A 13,947-nucleotide genomic window follows, 5' to 3' on the forward strand; every position below is an offset into this window, starting at 1 on the left:
TGATTTTCATTGGATTTTGTCTAATTCGCCAGAGTGATATATGCTGTGGGTTTGAGTTAATGACGAGCGGGTGAATATGGGAAATCAGACCAAAGACGACGAGCTGTACCGCGAGATGTGCAGAGTAGTCGGTAAAGTAGTGCTGGAAATGCGCGATCTGGGGCAAGAGCCTAAGCATATCGTCATTGCTGGCGTACTGAGAACAACCCTCGCCAATCAGCGTGTGAAGCGCAGTGAGTTAGAAAAACAGGCCATGGAGACGGTGATCAAAGCATTGGCCGGTTAATCCATAAAAGAGGTCGGTAGAAATATTCTGCCGTCCTCTTATTTTCATCTTCGTTATCTTCCAATAAATATAATTTAGTTCGGTCACTAAAATTACAAACTTCGTTGTATATTCTATTATATATCGATTGACATATAACACAGTATTTGTGATTGCACTCCCAATTATTTTTCATGCATATGAAATGTTATTTCAATCTCGCTTAATGATAATAAATATCACTCCACATTAATTATTTTCCTTCCGATTTTTAATTGATAACGATCAAGGTTACAGGGGGGGAATAACCACATTATTTATCCGCCTAACCCTAAAGGATTATACCCGTGTTTAGGGTATGGATTGATTCAGTTTAACCACCGTCATCTGTGCGATCAGGTTAGGGCAAAAATTCACGTGTTGTTGGCAACATTTATGGCCGATTTGACCTGATCTGCATTCATTAAAATTAGCCTGGATCTGTTGCTACTACAGCGTTTGCGAAGAGGATGCGAAATAAATGAACCAGGTTGATCGTCCATTTTTAGATTGTGGTTTAACGCGGCTTGAGTTTCTGCGTATATCAGGGAAAGGTCTGGCAGGATTAACGATTGCCCCCGCTCTGCTATCCCTTTTGGGTTGTAAGCAGGAAGATATCGACAGTGGCACCGTCGGACTTATCAATACGCCGAAAGGGGTGCTGGTGACTCAACGGGCTCGCTGTACTGGCTGCCACCGCTGTGAAATTTCCTGTACTAATTACAACGATGGCGCTGTTGGCACCTTCTTTTCCCGCATCAAAATTCATCGTAACTACTTCTTTGGCGATGATGGCGTTGGGTCCGGTGGTGGGTTGTACGGCGATTTAAACTACACCGCAGACACTTGCCGTCAGTGTAAAGATCCCCAGTGCATGAAAGTCTGCCCGATTGGCGCAATTACCTGGAAACAGGAAGACGGTTGTATTGCCGTAGATCATAAACGCTGTATTGGCTGCAGTGCCTGTACCACGGCCTGCCCATGGATGATGGCGACCGTTAATACCGTAACGAAGAAATCCTCAAAATGTGTTTTATGCGGGGAATGCGCTAATGCTTGTCCGACTGGGGCATTAAAAATTATTGAGTGGAAAGATATTACTGTTTGATGGATGGCAGGGCTGCCTGATACGCGTCATTTATTGCCAGAAAAATCGCAGTTTTTGAATAAAAGAACTGCCTGAAAGGTGGCGAGTATATCTATCGGACCTTCTTGCAAAGGAAAACATGATGGCTAATGGTTGGACAGGTAATATTTTACGGGTCAATCTCTCCACGGGTAATATCACCGTTGAAGATTCCAGTAAATTTAAGAAATTTGTCGGTGGGATGGGCTTTGGCTATAAAATTATGTACGACGAAGTCCAGCCAGGCACCAAACCTTTTGATGAAGGAAATAAACTGGTTTTCGCGACCGGGCCGCTAACCGGTTCGGGTGCACCCTGCAGTTCTCGCGTCAATATCACCTCATTATCGACATTTACCAAAGGCAATTTAGTGGTCGATGCCCATATGGGCGGTTTCTTTGCCGCACAAATGAAATTCGCGGGTTACGACGCCATTATTATCGAAGGGAAATCACCTTCTCCGGTCTGGATCAACATCAAAGACGATAAGGTCAGCATCGAAAAAGCGGACTTCATATGGGGTAAGGGTACGCGCGCAACCACCGAAGAAATTTGCCGTATCACCAGCCCGGAAACGTGCGTTGCAGCTATTGGTCAGGCGGGTGAAAACCTCGTTCCGCTTTCCTGCATGATTAACAGCCGTAACCACAGCGGCGGAGCCGGCACTGGCGCAGTCATGGGGTCGAAAAACCTGAAGGCCATTGCGGTAGAGGGGACCCAGGGGGTCAATATCGCCGATCGCAAAGAGATGAAGCGGCTTAATGACTACATGATGACCGAGCTTATCGGCGCCAACAACAACCATGTTGTGCCGAGCACGCCACAGGCCTGGGCTGAATACTCTTCACCGAATTCGCGCTGGACGGCCCGCAAAGGGCTGTTTTGGGGCGCGGCGGAAGGAGGGCCAATTGAAACGGGGGAAATTCCACCGGGAAACCAGAATACTGTCGGTTTTCGTACCCATAAATCCGTGTTTGATCTCGGCCCGGCCGCTGAGAAGTACACCGTCAAAATGAGTGGCTGCCATTCATGTCCAATTCGCTGTATGTCGCAACTTAATGTTCCCCGGGTGAAAGATTTTGGTGTGCCGAGTACCGGCGGGAATACCTGCGTGGCGAACTTTGTACATACCACTATTTTCCCGAATGGGCCGAAGGATTTCGACGATAAAGACGATGGGCGCGTCGTAGGGAACCTGGTTGGCCTGAACCTGTTCGACGATTATGGTATTTGGTGTAACTACGGTCAGTTGCATCGTGACTTTACGTACTGCTACTCCAAAGGCGTCTTTAAGCGGGTGTTACCTGCGGCAGAGTATGCAGAGATCCGTTGGGATCAACTGGAAGCAGGCGATCCGAACTTTATCAAAGATTTCTATTATCGACTGGCGCATCGTGTGGGTGAACTCAGCCACCTGGCTGATGGCTCTTACGCGATTGCAGAACGCTGGAATTTAGGCGAAGAGTACTGGGGTTACGCGAAGAACAAACTATGGTCGCCGTTTGGGTTCCCTGTTCACCATGCGAACGAAGCCTCGGCGCAGGTGGGGGCGATCACCAACTGTATGTTCAACCGCGACTGTATGACGCACACCCATATCAACTTTATCGGCTCCGGTTTACCGCTGGCGCTACAGCGCGAAGTGGCGGGCGAACTGTTTGGTTCACAGGATGCCTACGATGAAACCAAAAACTACACCCCGATTAATGCCGCCAAAATCAAATACGCCAAATGGACGCTGCTGAAAGTCTGTCTGCACAATGCGGTTACGCTGTGTAACTGGGTCTGGCCAATGACGGTTTCGCCACTGAAGAGTCGAAACTATCGCGGAGACCTCGATCTGGAAGCGAAATTCTTCCAGGCCGTAACGGGGGATGAAACAACGCAGGCTAGTCTGGATTTGGCCGCGGAGCGCATTTTTACCCTGCATCGTGCTTATACAGTCAAGTTGATGCAAACCATGGATATGCGTAATGAACACGACCTGATCTGCTCCTGGGTGTTCGATAAAGATCCGAAGATTCCGGTCTTTACTGAAGGGACTGACAAGATGGACCGGGAAGATATGCGTCAGTCGCTTACGATGTTCTATCAGGAAATGGGCTGGGACCCGGCGTTGGGCTGCCCAACTCGCGACACCCTTCACCGCCTCGGCCTTGAGGATGTGGCAGCCGACCTGGCTGCACACAATCTGTTGCCGGCGTAAGGAACGCAGATGACGTACGTGAGTAACGACCTGGCCACTGCAGAGGATGTGCATGGTGACGACGTGGATAGCCAAAAGAGACAGTGGCTGCACGCGTTACACCAGCCTGTCGCACACCGGAGTTCGTCATTAATTCAGGAACCCACCAGCCCAGAGTCGATAGTGGCGGATTTTATCCGCCAGCATTCTGCTTCAGGTCAGCTGGTGGCACGCAGCGTGTTTCTGTTGCCACCTTATTCGGTTCCTGAAAGTGACCTGGCTACGCTGCTGGACGCGATGCGTCAGCACGCATCCGACGCAGATATTACCTGTATCGAGGGCTCAGAGGATACCTACTTCTACTCGACGCAAACCATGACGGCAAACTACGCCGAAATGTGTGTGCAGGTGGTGGAAAATGATATCTGCCGTGCCATTGCAGAAGCGGTACGTTTTGACTGCCAAACGTATCCTCGCCCCTATAAGGTCGCCATGCTGGCGCAGCCGCCATACCACTTTGAACCTGAGCAGGTTACGGCGGCGCTCATGGCCATGGAAACGCATCCTGATTATGCAGACATACGTGCTGTGGAATCGTCGAATGCGGAACCTTATCTGTTTAGCGAGCGTTTTATGAGTTACGGCAAAGCGTATGGCCTGTGCGAATGGCTTGAGGTTGAGCAGTATCAGAACCCCTGAATTTTTCAGGTTGATGTCATGGAACGTGTGGACGATCACTGTCACAGCATTAGAGGATAACCCGATGTCCTTCACCCGACGAAAATTTGTCATTGGCATGGGGACGGTGATTTTTTTCACCGGCCCAGGCCAAAACCTGTTAGCGAGTACGAAGAGTACTAAAGACGTTCGTTATGTCATGATCCACGACGAATCATTGTGCAACGGATGTAACATTTGCGCCCGAGCGTGCAGGAAAACGAATCATGTTCCTGTTCAGGGGAGTCGTTTATCGATAGCCCATATCCCGGTAACGGATAACGATAACGAAACGCTGTATCACTATTTTCGTCAGTCCTGTCAGCATTGTGACGATGCCCCCTGCATTGAGGTGTGTCCTACCGGTGCTTCCTGGCGAGATGAAAACGGGATTGTGCGCGTCGATACCTCTCGTTGCATCGGCTGCAGTTACTGTATTGGCGCATGTCCGTATCAGGTACGCTATCTCAACCCACAAACCAAAGTGGCAGATAAATGCGACTTCTGCGCCGAATCACGTCTGGCGAAAGGTTTCCCGCCAATTTGCGTCAATTCCTGTCCAGAACATGCGTTGATCTTTGGCCGTGAGGACAGCCCGGAAATTCAGACCTGGTTACAGGAAAACAAGTACTACGAATATCAACTTGCAGGCGCCGGGAAGCCCCATCTGTATCGTCGGTTCGGTCAACATTTGATTAAAAAGGATAATGTATGAACGCGTCGCAGAAAGCCGAACAGTTTCACGCACAGCTTGCGCAGTACGTCCCGATGTTTTCGCCGGATTACTGGCCCGTCTGGTTGGTTTTCGCCGGGTTAATGCTGGTGGGGATGTGGCTGGTGCTGGCGCTCCACGCAATGTTGCGCTTTCGTTCAGCGAATAAAGCGTCGGCAGGACACGGAGAGAAGGTCTATTTATACTCGAAAGCTGTCCGTTTGTGGCACTGGTCGAATGCGCTGTTATTTCTGCTGCTGCTGGCCAGCGGCCTGCTAAACCATTTCACCGCGGTCAGTGCCCCAGTGATGAAAAGCCTGCTGACCGTGCATGAGGTCTGTGGCTTTTTGCTGCTTGCCTGCTGGATTGGTTTTGTCCTGATTAACCTGATTGGGGGGAACGGACATCATTATATTATTCAGCGTCAGGGCTGGATCGGCCGGGCGCAGAGGCAGACGCGATTCTATCTGTTTGGCATTATGCAGGGCGAAGCGCATCCATTCCCGGCATCAACGCGTTCGAAATTCAATCCGTTACAGCAGGCAGCGTATGTCGGCGTGATGTACGGTTTGCTGCCGCTACTGCTGATCTCCGGGTTGCTATCCCTGTACCCACAGGCTGTGGGCGATCTGTTCCCTGGCGTACGTTACTGGTTGCTGCAGGCGCACTTTGCGCTGGCGATCGTGAGCGTGTTTTTCATTTTTGGGCATCTTTATCTCTGCACGACAGGACGCACTCCGGGCGAAACCTTTAAGTGCATGGTGGATGGCTATCACCGGCATTAAGAGATGATGATTACTCGTGGTGACTTACGGGCCTGGCGCGTCGGGCCCGTGATGTATCGCTGGTTTCTGCGTGCGTTTCCTGAGGGAGGCAGCTATGCGGAGGTGCACCGTGCACTCCAGCTGGAAGGGTATAGTGACTGGGCAGATAGCCTCGTGGAATACGGCTGGTCAAGATGGCAGGATGAAGAGAATTTTGTCCAGCAGGATATCTGTGCGATGGGCCGTGTTGTCTGTCCGCAGACGGCAGACGACATCGGTAAACAATTGGCGAGTGCGGCTGATGGCGACAGTCTCGGTAGCGCGGGTGATAACATCAAAATCGTCAGCGCCGGGTACGCTGCGCAGATTGCCAGTGCAGGTTACAGCGCACGTATTGGCTGCGTGGGTTATAACGCTCATGTTGCCAGCTCCGGTGAGCGTGGTCGTATTGCCATCGCGGGAAACTCCACACGTGTCAGTAGTGTGGGAGGCGGTACACGGATGGCCAGCACGGGGATGCGGGTGCGCATCAGTTCGCTGGGTGACAGAAGTCGTATCGCCAGCAGTGGTGATTTAACCCAGATAGCCAGTTTTGGCGCAGCGTCGAAAATAGCCAACTGCGCGGACAACGTGCAGATCATGGCTAACGGGGAAAACACCGTTATTGCCAGTACTGGCGTGGTCGATTCGATAATCCTCGGCCCCGGTGGATGCGCGGCGCTTGCCTATCACGACGGTAAGAGAATGCGTTTTGCGGTGGCTATTGAGGGGGAAAATAACATTCGCGCAGGGGTGAAGTATCGGCTCAACGAAGACCATCAGTTTGTGGCATGTTGAGCCGTGGTGCTATTTCAACGCGAACCGGCGCTGAGTGATCTTCTCCAGGCTAAAGCACAGCAGGTAATAGACCAGTCCGGTAAAGACAAAAATGGCCGCCGGGTAAATTTGTACCCGGCTGTTAACCTGACCCGCCACCGTCGTGAGCTCAGGCACGTTGACGATAAATGCCAGAGACGTGTCCTTGAGTAGCCCGATAAAAATCCCCGTTAGCGAGGGGAGTACGTTGCGCAGAACCTGCGGCAACAGAATTAACCCGAGCGCCTGGAGTGGGCTAAATCCCTGAACGACTGCCGCATCATACTGACCGCCAGGCAATGCAGTTATGCCTGCGTACACGGAATGCATCACCGAAGCGGCGGTAAACCAGGCCAGTGCCAGTGTGACGGTTATGGCTCCCGGTAAATCACTGCCTGTGAGCATGGGTAACAGATACCACATCCAGAAAATCACGAAGATTAACGGAATACCACGAATAAACTCTGCCCAGATAAACAGCCCCTTACGTATCGCCCCAGGAAAACGCCAGGCACAGCAGGCGAGTGCGATCCCGGCGGGAAGCGCCAGTACCGCTGCGCCAATCGCCATCAGCAGCGTGAGCAGAACGCCCCCCGGTTGACCCTCTGCGACCCGCCCCCACAGGAGGTAGTCCAGATTGTCGGTAATAACCGAAATATTAGCGATCATGCTGTAGGCTCCTGAAACGAAATATGCCTGTTTTACGCGCCAACGGTTTACCTGCTGCAGGTACAGGGCCAAGACGGGTTAACAACATCCCCAGCACAATACCGGTCAACAGGTAGAGTGCCGTGCCGACGGCAAAGGCTTCCAGCGCATGGGCGTTATAGCTTTCAATTTGCCGCACCTGGTACGTCAATTCGGCAAAGCCAATGCCGCTGGCTAATGAAGACAGCTTCATCAGATTAAGATATTGCCCCACAATTGGCTGCCAGGCATTTGCCAGCCCCTGAGGGAGCAGGATGTGACGGAAAGTCGCCCATGACGAAAACCCCTGTGCTATGGCTGCCTCGCGCTGCCCGCCAGACACCGCCTGTAAACCGGAGGCGACCTCTTCGACCAGAAAGGCCGAGGTAAAGATACCCAGCCCCCATGCGGAGCAGAGAAACTCCGGCGTTAACCACCAGACATCTCCTGGCAGAATGGACCAGGCGTGTTCCGCATTAATGAAGGTAATCACGTCGCGAGGAAGGAGATTCCACGCAGCGAAGTACCAGAACATCAGCTGAACCAGTAAAGGGGTATTGCGAAAAACAGAAACCCACACGCTGACCACGGTGGTCGCAAAGCGGTGTCCTGTCAGGCGCAGGCTGAGCAGAAAGATGGCAAATACCGTGGCGAGTACCACGCCGGCTAGCGTGACCCAGAGTGTGGTCAGAAAACCGGAGATTATCCATTGCAGAGGTTGCCCGCTCAGCACCCCCTGCCAGTCCATTGCATGCATTATAACGATGACTCCTGGTGTAACGGGTCGAGCACTTTTTTCAGAAAACGTTGGGTCCTGGGGTGCTGAGGACGTGTGAAAAACGCCTCAGGAGGCGCGACTTCGAGAATATCGCCGCCATCAATAAACACCACACGATCGGCAATCTCCCGGGCGAAATGCATTTCATGCGTTACGACAATCATGGTGATGCCGCTATGGGCAAGACTCTTCATTACCTGCAACACTTCGCCGATCATTTCTGGATCCAGCGCGGAGGTGGGTTCATCGAACAGAATGATTTGCGGTGAGGAGGCCAGTGCGCGGGCGATGGCAACACGTTGTTGCTGTCCGCCGGAAAGTTGGGCGGCATATGCATCGGCTTTTTCGGCCAACCCTACCTGTTCCAGCAGTTCAAGTGCCCGTTGCTCAGCATCCGCTTTTTTCCAACCGTGAACATATTCCAGCGCCAGCGTGATGTTCTGCTGTGCTGTCAGGTGGGTGTAGAGATTGAATTGCTGGAACACAAAGCCAATTCGGCTACGAAGCTGACGCAATGCGGGGCCGCGCAGCTGACCGATGGGTTTGTCATCAATAAAAATATCGCCGCCGCTCAGTGACTCCAGTTGGTTGATCAGGCGAATTAGCGTCGATTTTCCTGAGCCAGAAGGCCCGAGAATGGTGACGACTTCGCCCGGTTCAACCGACAGGCTGACGCCGTTAAGCACGGTATGATTGTCATAGTGTTTTATGACATTACGCAGTTCAACACGTGCCTGGCGCAGATGCGTAAAATCCGCAGCCGAAGCTGCGGGTCGATTAAAAAGGCCTGAGAGCATATTACTTCGCTTCTATTTTGAAGGCGCGGGGCTGCGGGTTTTTGGTTTGCGGACCAAACCAGACATCATAAATTTTGGCTGCCTGCCCGGTAGACTCGAGCTTTAATAACTCGTCGTTCACGGCCTTCAACAGCGCAGGCTCACCTTTTTTCACACCCACGCCAATTTCTTCTTTGCTCAACAGGTCGGGCAAAATTTTGAAATCTGCTTTATCCGGCGCACCGCCTAACAACCCGGCCAGAATGGTGCTGTCCTGGGTGATCGCCTGGACATTACCATTACGCAGTGCGGTTAATGCCAGCGGAATATCGTCATAGGCCAGCACACGTGATTGTGGAAAACGCTGGTGCAACGCCTGCTCACCTGTCGTCCCTTTAACTGCGCCGATACGGGCCTTGCTGTAGTCATCAAGCTTATCCGGCGATTTTGCCGGAACGAGGAATTGCTGCCCGGTAACGAAGTAAGGGGCGGAGAAATCGATAACCTGTGCACGCTCAGGTGTAATAGTGATATCCGCTACGATTAAATCGGCCTTACCGGATTGCAATAACGGAATACGGTTAGCCGGATTGGTGGCGATCAGTTCCAGTTTAACGCCAAGTGATTTAGCCAGCGCTTCAGCGAAATCAACGTCGTAACCGACAATTTTATGCGTTTTTGCATCAATAGAACCGAACGGTGGATTGGCGTCAAAGGTGGCGATTTTTACCACACCTGCGGCTTTGATATCGGCCAGTTGATCGGCCTGAGCATTTGATGCGGCAATGCCTGACGCCAGCAGGACACTGAGTGCCAGCCATGTTTTTTTTGTGCTGTGAATTTTCGTTGCCATCATTTTCTTTGAATCCCTGTTGTTTTGGTTTGTGCTTTTTACGCTCCCATAACTTGCGGCGGTGACCAAATAAGAAAAAATTCTTATCTATATACAAAATGATATTAGTGAAAGGGGTGTTAATTACGGGTGAAAATAATGAAAAACTGAAATGCAAAATAGTGCACAACGTTGGCAAAAATTCGCATTTCATTTTTTACGCATTCTGCGTTGGAATACGTTGTGTCCAACAGACAGAGGCGGTGGAGAAGATGAACGGGGTTAAATATCTTTGGTTGCGTATCAAGAATCGACATCCACAGACGCCACAGCATAGTGCGGAACGAAATCTTCAGCGTGTTGTGGAGTCTGTTCTTCCTGTCGCCAGCCTGTATGGGGTGGATATCGCCAACATTGATCCGGAGTGGTTCCGTGATAAAACAACACGCTGAACTTCGCCTGACGCGCGAAATGTACTGGAATGAAGTGTGCAAAATAAGCAGAAATACTACTGAATCCCTATTCTGACCTGTAACATACGACAAAACAGGTCTGGATTGGGAACAAGCATGCTGCGTGATAATTTTAACGATCTTTATTATCTCATTGTCGTCGCCCGTGAACGCAGTTTTACCCGCGCCGCAGCGAAGCTAGGGGTCTCGCAGTCAGCATTAAGCCATGCCATTCGCGGGCTTGAGGAGCGACTGGATGTCAGACTGTTGACCCGTACCACGCGAAGCGTTGCGCCAACCGAAGCCGGTGAACGGCTTATCAACAGTATCAGTCCGCGTTTCGATGACATTGAAACGGAGCTATTGGCATTAACCGATATTCGTCAGCGCGTGGCGGGTAATATCCGTCTGACGCTCGGGGAACATGCGTTGCAATCGACAGTCTGGCCTGCACTACAGCCGTTTTTGCAGGCGTATCCTGATGTAAATGTGGAAATGACTATCGACAATAGCCTGACGGATATCGTGACGGGACGCTATGATGCCGGTATCAGACTCGGTGAGCAGGTGGCCAAAGATATGGTTGCTGTCAGGATCGGTCCCGACTGGCGCATGGTCGTGGTGGGGGCACCCGCTTATTTTGCCCGCCATGGCAAACCGCAAACCCCACACGATCTACAGAATCATAACTGCATCAATATGCGCATGCCGACCCTCGGTGGGCTGTATGCCTGGGAGTTTGCCAGGAATGGGCAGGATCTCCGTGTGCGGGTAGAAGGGCAGCTTATTTTTAACAATCTGCCACCGCGTATCAGTGCGGCAATTTCGGGCATGGGCCTGGCTTTTGTACCGGAAGATACCGTCGAACAGGCGGTAGCAGAAGGGGCGTTGGAAAAAGTACTGGAAGACTGGTGTGAACCTTTTCCCGGTTATTACCTGTACTATCCCAGCCGTAGACAACATACCGCGGCCTTTGCACAGCTAATTGAAGCGTTGCGTTATACGGCGTGAAGCGCAGGCTGACTAGAAAAAAACCGGCATTGCGCCGGTTCAGAAATTAGATTTTGCAGGCATCGCCGCAGTCGTTATCAGCAATAATTTCCTGCGCTTTTTTGTCCGCATCTTCCAGACGTTCAGCATTACGCTCTTGTGCTTCTTCCAGTCCATCAAAGACCAGATTATCGAGATCAATTTCCATCATTCACCTGCTCAGGTTCAGCGTTTAACATCGTTCCATTATATTGCAAAAATGTTGCTGAACAGCAGCGATTATTGCTACTAAGCACGTTCTTATACCAGGTCAGCGTATTTTTCCGGCAGCGTATCCCACAGATGGCGGTTCGCGGCGCTGAGAATAATATCGCGCATACATTCCCTGGCCGTCACGCCTTGACGCAGGCGTATCGCTTCCAGCAGCAGACGGTGCTGCTCAACAGCGTGCTCGGTTTCCCGCACCGAGGATTCCTGCGTCTGTTTAAACGACAGCATCATGGCGGCGGAAAGGGCGTTGCCAATCGACATTAAGAACGGGTTATGACACGACTTCAATAGCGCTGTGTGAAACGCCAAATCCCCTTCCTCAAACAGCGCAATTTCATCTTGTTGTTGCCCGCGCGACATCAGCGTCCAGGCCTCTTCAATCGCGGCCAGATCGCGCGCAGTTGCGTTGGCGGCAGCCAACGCGGCAGCGTTGGGCTCGAACATCAGACGGGTGACGACCAGCTGTTCTGCGACATCAGGCGAGATACCCACTTCTTCCATCCAGCCCAGCACATCCGTATCCAGAAAACTCCAGAGTTCGCGTGGGTTGACCGTACTGCGACGTTTAGCCTGAATCGACAGTAATCCTTTCGCCGATAAAACATGCAGTGCGTTTCGTACAGAAGTACGCGATGCAGAGTACTGCACGGCTAGCTCATTCTCGCCGGGGAGCATCTCCCCATCGCACAGGGTGCCGCGGAGGATTTTCATTGCCAGATCACGCGTGATCGTTTCGGAGATGGTGGCCAGGGAAGTCGTCATTGTTCGCCTTGAAAAATAGAGGGTTGCCCATTGTACGCATAAAACAAGGCGTTATGTATACAAGGAAGCATCACTTGTCCCTTCAGATAACACAATTATACGTTTTGTTTCACTTCACGATCGTGCTCACAGATCACTTACATAAAATTAACTACATTCTTGTCATACAAGATTTAATAATTGGGGTTACAAGATGAAATGGGAATGGATTGCGGTTGACTGGGGAACCTCAAATTTCCGGGCGTGGTTGATGGCAGGAGATGACGTGCTGGATAAACGTAGCGCCAACTGCGGACTGCTCCATGTCAAACAAGGTCAATTCGATGGCACGCTAAAAATGCTGCTGGATGAGTGGGTGACTAATGCAGCTCCGACAATAGCGATGGCCGGAATGGTGGGTTCGCAGCAGGGCTGGTATGAGGTTGACTATTGTCCGCTTCCTGCCAGTGCCGACAGTTTGCTTGCCCACAGCAAAACGTTCACGACCTCATGGGGAAGTGAGGCGTGGATTGTTCCTGGTTTGCGAGCGTCACCTGCTGGCGGCATACCGGACGTGATGCGTGGCGAAGAGGTTCAGTTGCTGGGGCTGGCGATACTGGAAGATATTGCGGATTTTCAGGCAATTTTACCGGGCACGCATAGCAAACATGTAGCGGTCGAGAATAGGCAGATTACTGATTTTTCGACATATATGACCGGTGAGCTTTTTCAGGTATTGATTTCTCACTCGTTACTTGGCCGCGGTCTTCCTGATGCGGTGATCGATGACAGTGCATTTCTACTTGGGGTAGAGGCATCCCAGCGTCACGCGGCGCTAAGCCAACTCCTTTTTTCCACCCGAACGCGGCGACTTTCAGGTGAATTACCTGCTGAATCCGTCAGTGATTATCTCTCCGGATTATTGATCGGTACAGAGTTCGGCGCTGACTGTCGCGGGCTTGTCTGGCTGGTGGGGAGTGCGGCGCTAACTCGCCGCTACCAGTTGGCGGCAACGGCGTTGGGTATTAAGACACGCTGCATTGATGGCGATTGCTGTTTTATCGCCGGAATGCAGTCCCTTCAACAACGGCTAACAGAGAAACACCATGGACAGTTTTGACTTTGCCACGTTGTGGCAGAAAACACCGCTTCCGATGATCGCCATTCTGCGCGGTCTGACACCTGAGGAAGCACCGGATATCGGGGATGTACTGCTGGAGGCCGGCTTCACCTGGCTGGAGGTTCCGCTAAATTCCCCGCGAGCGCTCGATTCTATCACGCTGCTACGTGAACGCGTTGGCGAGCGTGCTATCGTCGGGGCGGGTACGGTACTGACGGCGGCGCAAGTTGATAGCGTTGTCGATGCGGGCGGGCAAGTGATTATCTCGCCGAATATGAACACCTCGGTCATCCGCCGTAGCAGGGAGCGGGGGGCGATTAGCTTACCCGGTGTGATCACCCCAAGCGAGGCGTTTACGGCGCTGGATGCCGGAGCCAGCGGGCTGAAGTTTTACCCTGCGGAAATGATCTCCCCGGACATACTGCGAGCTATGTGCGTGGTCCTACCGCCTCACGTGATTTGCATGCCGGTCGGAGGTGTTTCAGCCGAGGCTCAGCAGTTGCAAAACTGGATGTCGGCGGGGGCAAAAGGCTTTGGCTGCGGGGGTGGTTTATACCGTGCGGGCACATGCCGTGAACAGGTTATGCATAACGCGCTGGCCTATGCTCAAGCCTGGCAACAGGTAAATACCTGAGCGT

17 protein-coding genes are annotated in these 13,947 nt (G+C 51.9%); 11 read left to right on the forward strand and 6 right to left on the reverse strand.

The window, feature by feature from the left end:
• The first annotated feature begins 76 nt into the window (after positions 1-76).
• The 7 genes from fumD (at position 77) to ydhT (ending at position 6,645) form a co-directional block, all read left to right on the forward strand.
• Complete coding sequence (fumD, locus tag QMN38_RS02410) at positions 77-286, forward strand: fumarate hydratase FumD (protein ID WP_040233753.1); 210 nt, start codon at positions 77-79, stop codon at positions 284-286.
• A gap of 499 nt (positions 287-785) precedes the next feature.
• Complete coding sequence (locus QMN38_RS02415; protein ID WP_005122832.1) at positions 786-1,412, forward strand: ferredoxin-like protein; 627 nt, start codon at positions 786-788, stop codon at positions 1,410-1,412.
• Between the two features lie 121 nt (positions 1,413-1,533).
• Positions 1,534-3,636: an aldehyde ferredoxin oxidoreductase gene (locus tag QMN38_RS02420; protein ID WP_271440817.1), complete on the forward strand. Its 2,103-nt coding sequence runs from the start codon at positions 1,534-1,536 to the stop codon at positions 3,634-3,636.
• Between the two features lie 9 nt (positions 3,637-3,645).
• Positions 3,646-4,314: a YdhW family putative oxidoreductase system protein gene (locus tag QMN38_RS02425; protein ID WP_323604403.1), complete on the forward strand. Its 669-nt coding sequence runs from the start codon at positions 3,646-3,648 to the stop codon at positions 4,312-4,314.
• A gap of 64 nt (positions 4,315-4,378) precedes the next feature.
• The gene (locus QMN38_RS02430) at positions 4,379-5,047 is read left to right on the forward strand and encodes a 4Fe-4S dicluster domain-containing protein (protein ID WP_271450268.1); all 669 of its coding nucleotides are present in this window, start codon (positions 4,379-4,381) and stop codon (positions 5,045-5,047) included.
• Positions 5,044-5,829, forward strand: coding sequence for a thiosulfate reductase cytochrome B subunit (gene phsC, locus QMN38_RS02435; protein WP_323604404.1), 786 nt, complete (start codon positions 5,044-5,046; stop codon positions 5,827-5,829). Before QMN38_RS02430 ends, phsC begins: the two co-directional genes overlap by 4 nt.
• A 3-nt stretch (positions 5,830-5,832) precedes the next feature.
• Entirely contained in the window at positions 5,833-6,645 is an 813-nt protein-coding gene (ydhT, locus tag QMN38_RS02440) for a protein YdhT (protein ID WP_271440797.1), read from the forward strand.
• Between the two features lie 9 nt (positions 6,646-6,654).
• On the opposite strand, the gene QMN38_RS02445 is transcribed toward ydhT, so the two are convergent.
• The 4 genes from QMN38_RS02445 to QMN38_RS02460 are packed head-to-tail and all read right to left on the reverse strand — an operon-like array spanning position 6,655 to position 9,760.
• Positions 6,655-7,332 carry an amino acid ABC transporter permease gene (locus QMN38_RS02445; RefSeq protein WP_323604405.1) on the reverse strand — a complete coding sequence of 226 codons (678 nt, stop codon included), beginning with the start codon at positions 7,330-7,332 and terminating at the stop codon, positions 6,655-6,657.
• Positions 7,322-8,107 (reverse strand): amino acid ABC transporter permease, encoded by a 786-nt coding sequence (locus QMN38_RS02450; protein WP_323604406.1) that lies wholly within the window; start codon positions 8,105-8,107, stop codon positions 7,322-7,324. Before QMN38_RS02450 ends, QMN38_RS02445 begins: the two co-directional genes overlap by 11 nt.
• Positions 8,107-8,925: an amino acid ABC transporter ATP-binding protein gene (locus QMN38_RS02455; protein ID WP_271440800.1), complete on the reverse strand. Its 819-nt coding sequence runs from the start codon at positions 8,923-8,925 to the stop codon at positions 8,107-8,109. The genes QMN38_RS02450 and QMN38_RS02455 overlap by 1 nt, the downstream gene beginning before the upstream one ends.
• Before the next feature lies 1 nt (position 8,926).
• Entirely contained in the window at positions 8,927-9,760 is an 834-nt protein-coding gene (locus QMN38_RS02460; protein ID WP_271450262.1) for an ABC transporter substrate-binding protein, read from the reverse strand.
• Between the two features lie 248 nt (positions 9,761-10,008).
• Between QMN38_RS02460 and QMN38_RS02465 the strand changes: the two genes are divergently transcribed.
• Positions 10,009-10,188 (forward strand): hypothetical protein, encoded by a 180-nt coding sequence (locus QMN38_RS02465; protein WP_005122845.1) that lies wholly within the window; start codon positions 10,009-10,011, stop codon positions 10,186-10,188.
• A 117-nt stretch (positions 10,189-10,305) separates the two neighbouring features.
• Entirely contained in the window at positions 10,306-11,199 is an 894-nt protein-coding gene (locus QMN38_RS02470) for a LysR family transcriptional regulator (protein ID WP_271440803.1), read from the forward strand.
• A 46-nt stretch (positions 11,200-11,245) separates the two neighbouring features.
• On the opposite strand, the gene QMN38_RS02475 is transcribed toward QMN38_RS02470, so the two are convergent.
• Both QMN38_RS02475 and QMN38_RS02480 read right to left on the reverse strand, forming a co-directional pair.
• Positions 11,246-11,386: a hypothetical protein gene (locus QMN38_RS02475; RefSeq protein WP_003832695.1), complete on the reverse strand. Its 141-nt coding sequence runs from the start codon at positions 11,384-11,386 to the stop codon at positions 11,246-11,248.
• Positions 11,387-11,478: 92 nt separating this feature from the next.
• Positions 11,479-12,210 carry a FadR/GntR family transcriptional regulator gene (locus tag QMN38_RS02480; protein WP_271450260.1) on the reverse strand — a complete coding sequence of 244 codons (732 nt, stop codon included), beginning with the start codon at positions 12,208-12,210 and terminating at the stop codon, positions 11,479-11,481.
• A gap of 193 nt (positions 12,211-12,403) precedes the next feature.
• Between QMN38_RS02480 and QMN38_RS02485 the strand changes: the two genes are divergently transcribed.
• Together QMN38_RS02485 and QMN38_RS02490 are read left to right on the forward strand one after the other, a co-directional pair.
• Positions 12,404-13,309: a 2-dehydro-3-deoxygalactonokinase gene (locus QMN38_RS02485; RefSeq protein ID WP_323604407.1), complete on the forward strand. Its 906-nt coding sequence runs from the start codon at positions 12,404-12,406 to the stop codon at positions 13,307-13,309.
• The gene (locus QMN38_RS02490; protein ID WP_271455373.1) at positions 13,296-13,943 is read left to right on the forward strand and encodes a 2-dehydro-3-deoxy-6-phosphogalactonate aldolase; all 648 of its coding nucleotides are present in this window, start codon (positions 13,296-13,298) and stop codon (positions 13,941-13,943) included. The genes QMN38_RS02485 and QMN38_RS02490 overlap by 14 nt, the downstream gene beginning before the upstream one ends.
• The last annotated feature ends 4 nt before the right edge of the window (positions 13,944-13,947 follow it).

The organism is Citrobacter sp. R-1.5.2 (assembly GCF_035064245.1).
Lineage (GTDB): Bacteria > Pseudomonadota > Gammaproteobacteria > Enterobacterales > Enterobacteriaceae > Citrobacter.

Coding starts and splice junctions, on each gene's coding strand:
- QMN38_RS02450 (WP_323604406.1), bottom strand. CDS start 8,107: ATGCATGCAATGGACTGGCAGGGGGTGCTGAGCGGGCAACCTCTGCAA.
- QMN38_RS02430 (WP_271450268.1), top strand. CDS start 4,379: ATGTCCTTCACCCGACGAAAATTTGTCATTGGCATGGGGACGGTGATT.
- phsC (WP_323604404.1), top strand. CDS start 5,044: ATGAACGCGTCGCAGAAAGCCGAACAGTTTCACGCACAGCTTGCGCAG.
- QMN38_RS02445 (WP_323604405.1), bottom strand. CDS start 7,332: ATGATCGCTAATATTTCGGTTATTACCGACAATCTGGACTACCTCCTG.
- QMN38_RS02420 (WP_271440817.1), top strand. CDS start 1,534: ATGGCTAATGGTTGGACAGGTAATATTTTACGGGTCAATCTCTCCACG.
- QMN38_RS02460 (WP_271450262.1), bottom strand. CDS start 9,760: ATGATGGCAACGAAAATTCACAGCACAAAAAAAACATGGCTGGCACTC.
- fumD (WP_040233753.1), top strand. CDS start 77: ATGGGAAATCAGACCAAAGACGACGAGCTGTACCGCGAGATGTGCAGA.
- QMN38_RS02475 (WP_003832695.1), bottom strand. CDS start 11,386: ATGGAAATTGATCTCGATAATCTGGTCTTTGATGGACTGGAAGAAGCA.
- QMN38_RS02485 (WP_323604407.1), top strand. CDS start 12,404: ATGAAATGGGAATGGATTGCGGTTGACTGGGGAACCTCAAATTTCCGG.
- QMN38_RS02490 (WP_271455373.1), top strand. CDS start 13,296: ATGGACAGTTTTGACTTTGCCACGTTGTGGCAGAAAACACCGCTTCCG.
- QMN38_RS02465 (WP_005122845.1), top strand. CDS start 10,009: ATGAACGGGGTTAAATATCTTTGGTTGCGTATCAAGAATCGACATCCA.
- QMN38_RS02425 (WP_323604403.1), top strand. CDS start 3,646: ATGACGTACGTGAGTAACGACCTGGCCACTGCAGAGGATGTGCATGGT.
- ydhT (WP_271440797.1), top strand. CDS start 5,833: ATGATGATTACTCGTGGTGACTTACGGGCCTGGCGCGTCGGGCCCGTG.
- QMN38_RS02455 (WP_271440800.1), bottom strand. CDS start 8,925: ATGCTCTCAGGCCTTTTTAATCGACCCGCAGCTTCGGCTGCGGATTTT.
- QMN38_RS02470 (WP_271440803.1), top strand. CDS start 10,306: ATGCTGCGTGATAATTTTAACGATCTTTATTATCTCATTGTCGTCGCC.
- QMN38_RS02415 (WP_005122832.1), top strand. CDS start 786: ATGAACCAGGTTGATCGTCCATTTTTAGATTGTGGTTTAACGCGGCTT.
- QMN38_RS02480 (WP_271450260.1), bottom strand. CDS start 12,210: ATGACGACTTCCCTGGCCACCATCTCCGAAACGATCACGCGTGATCTG.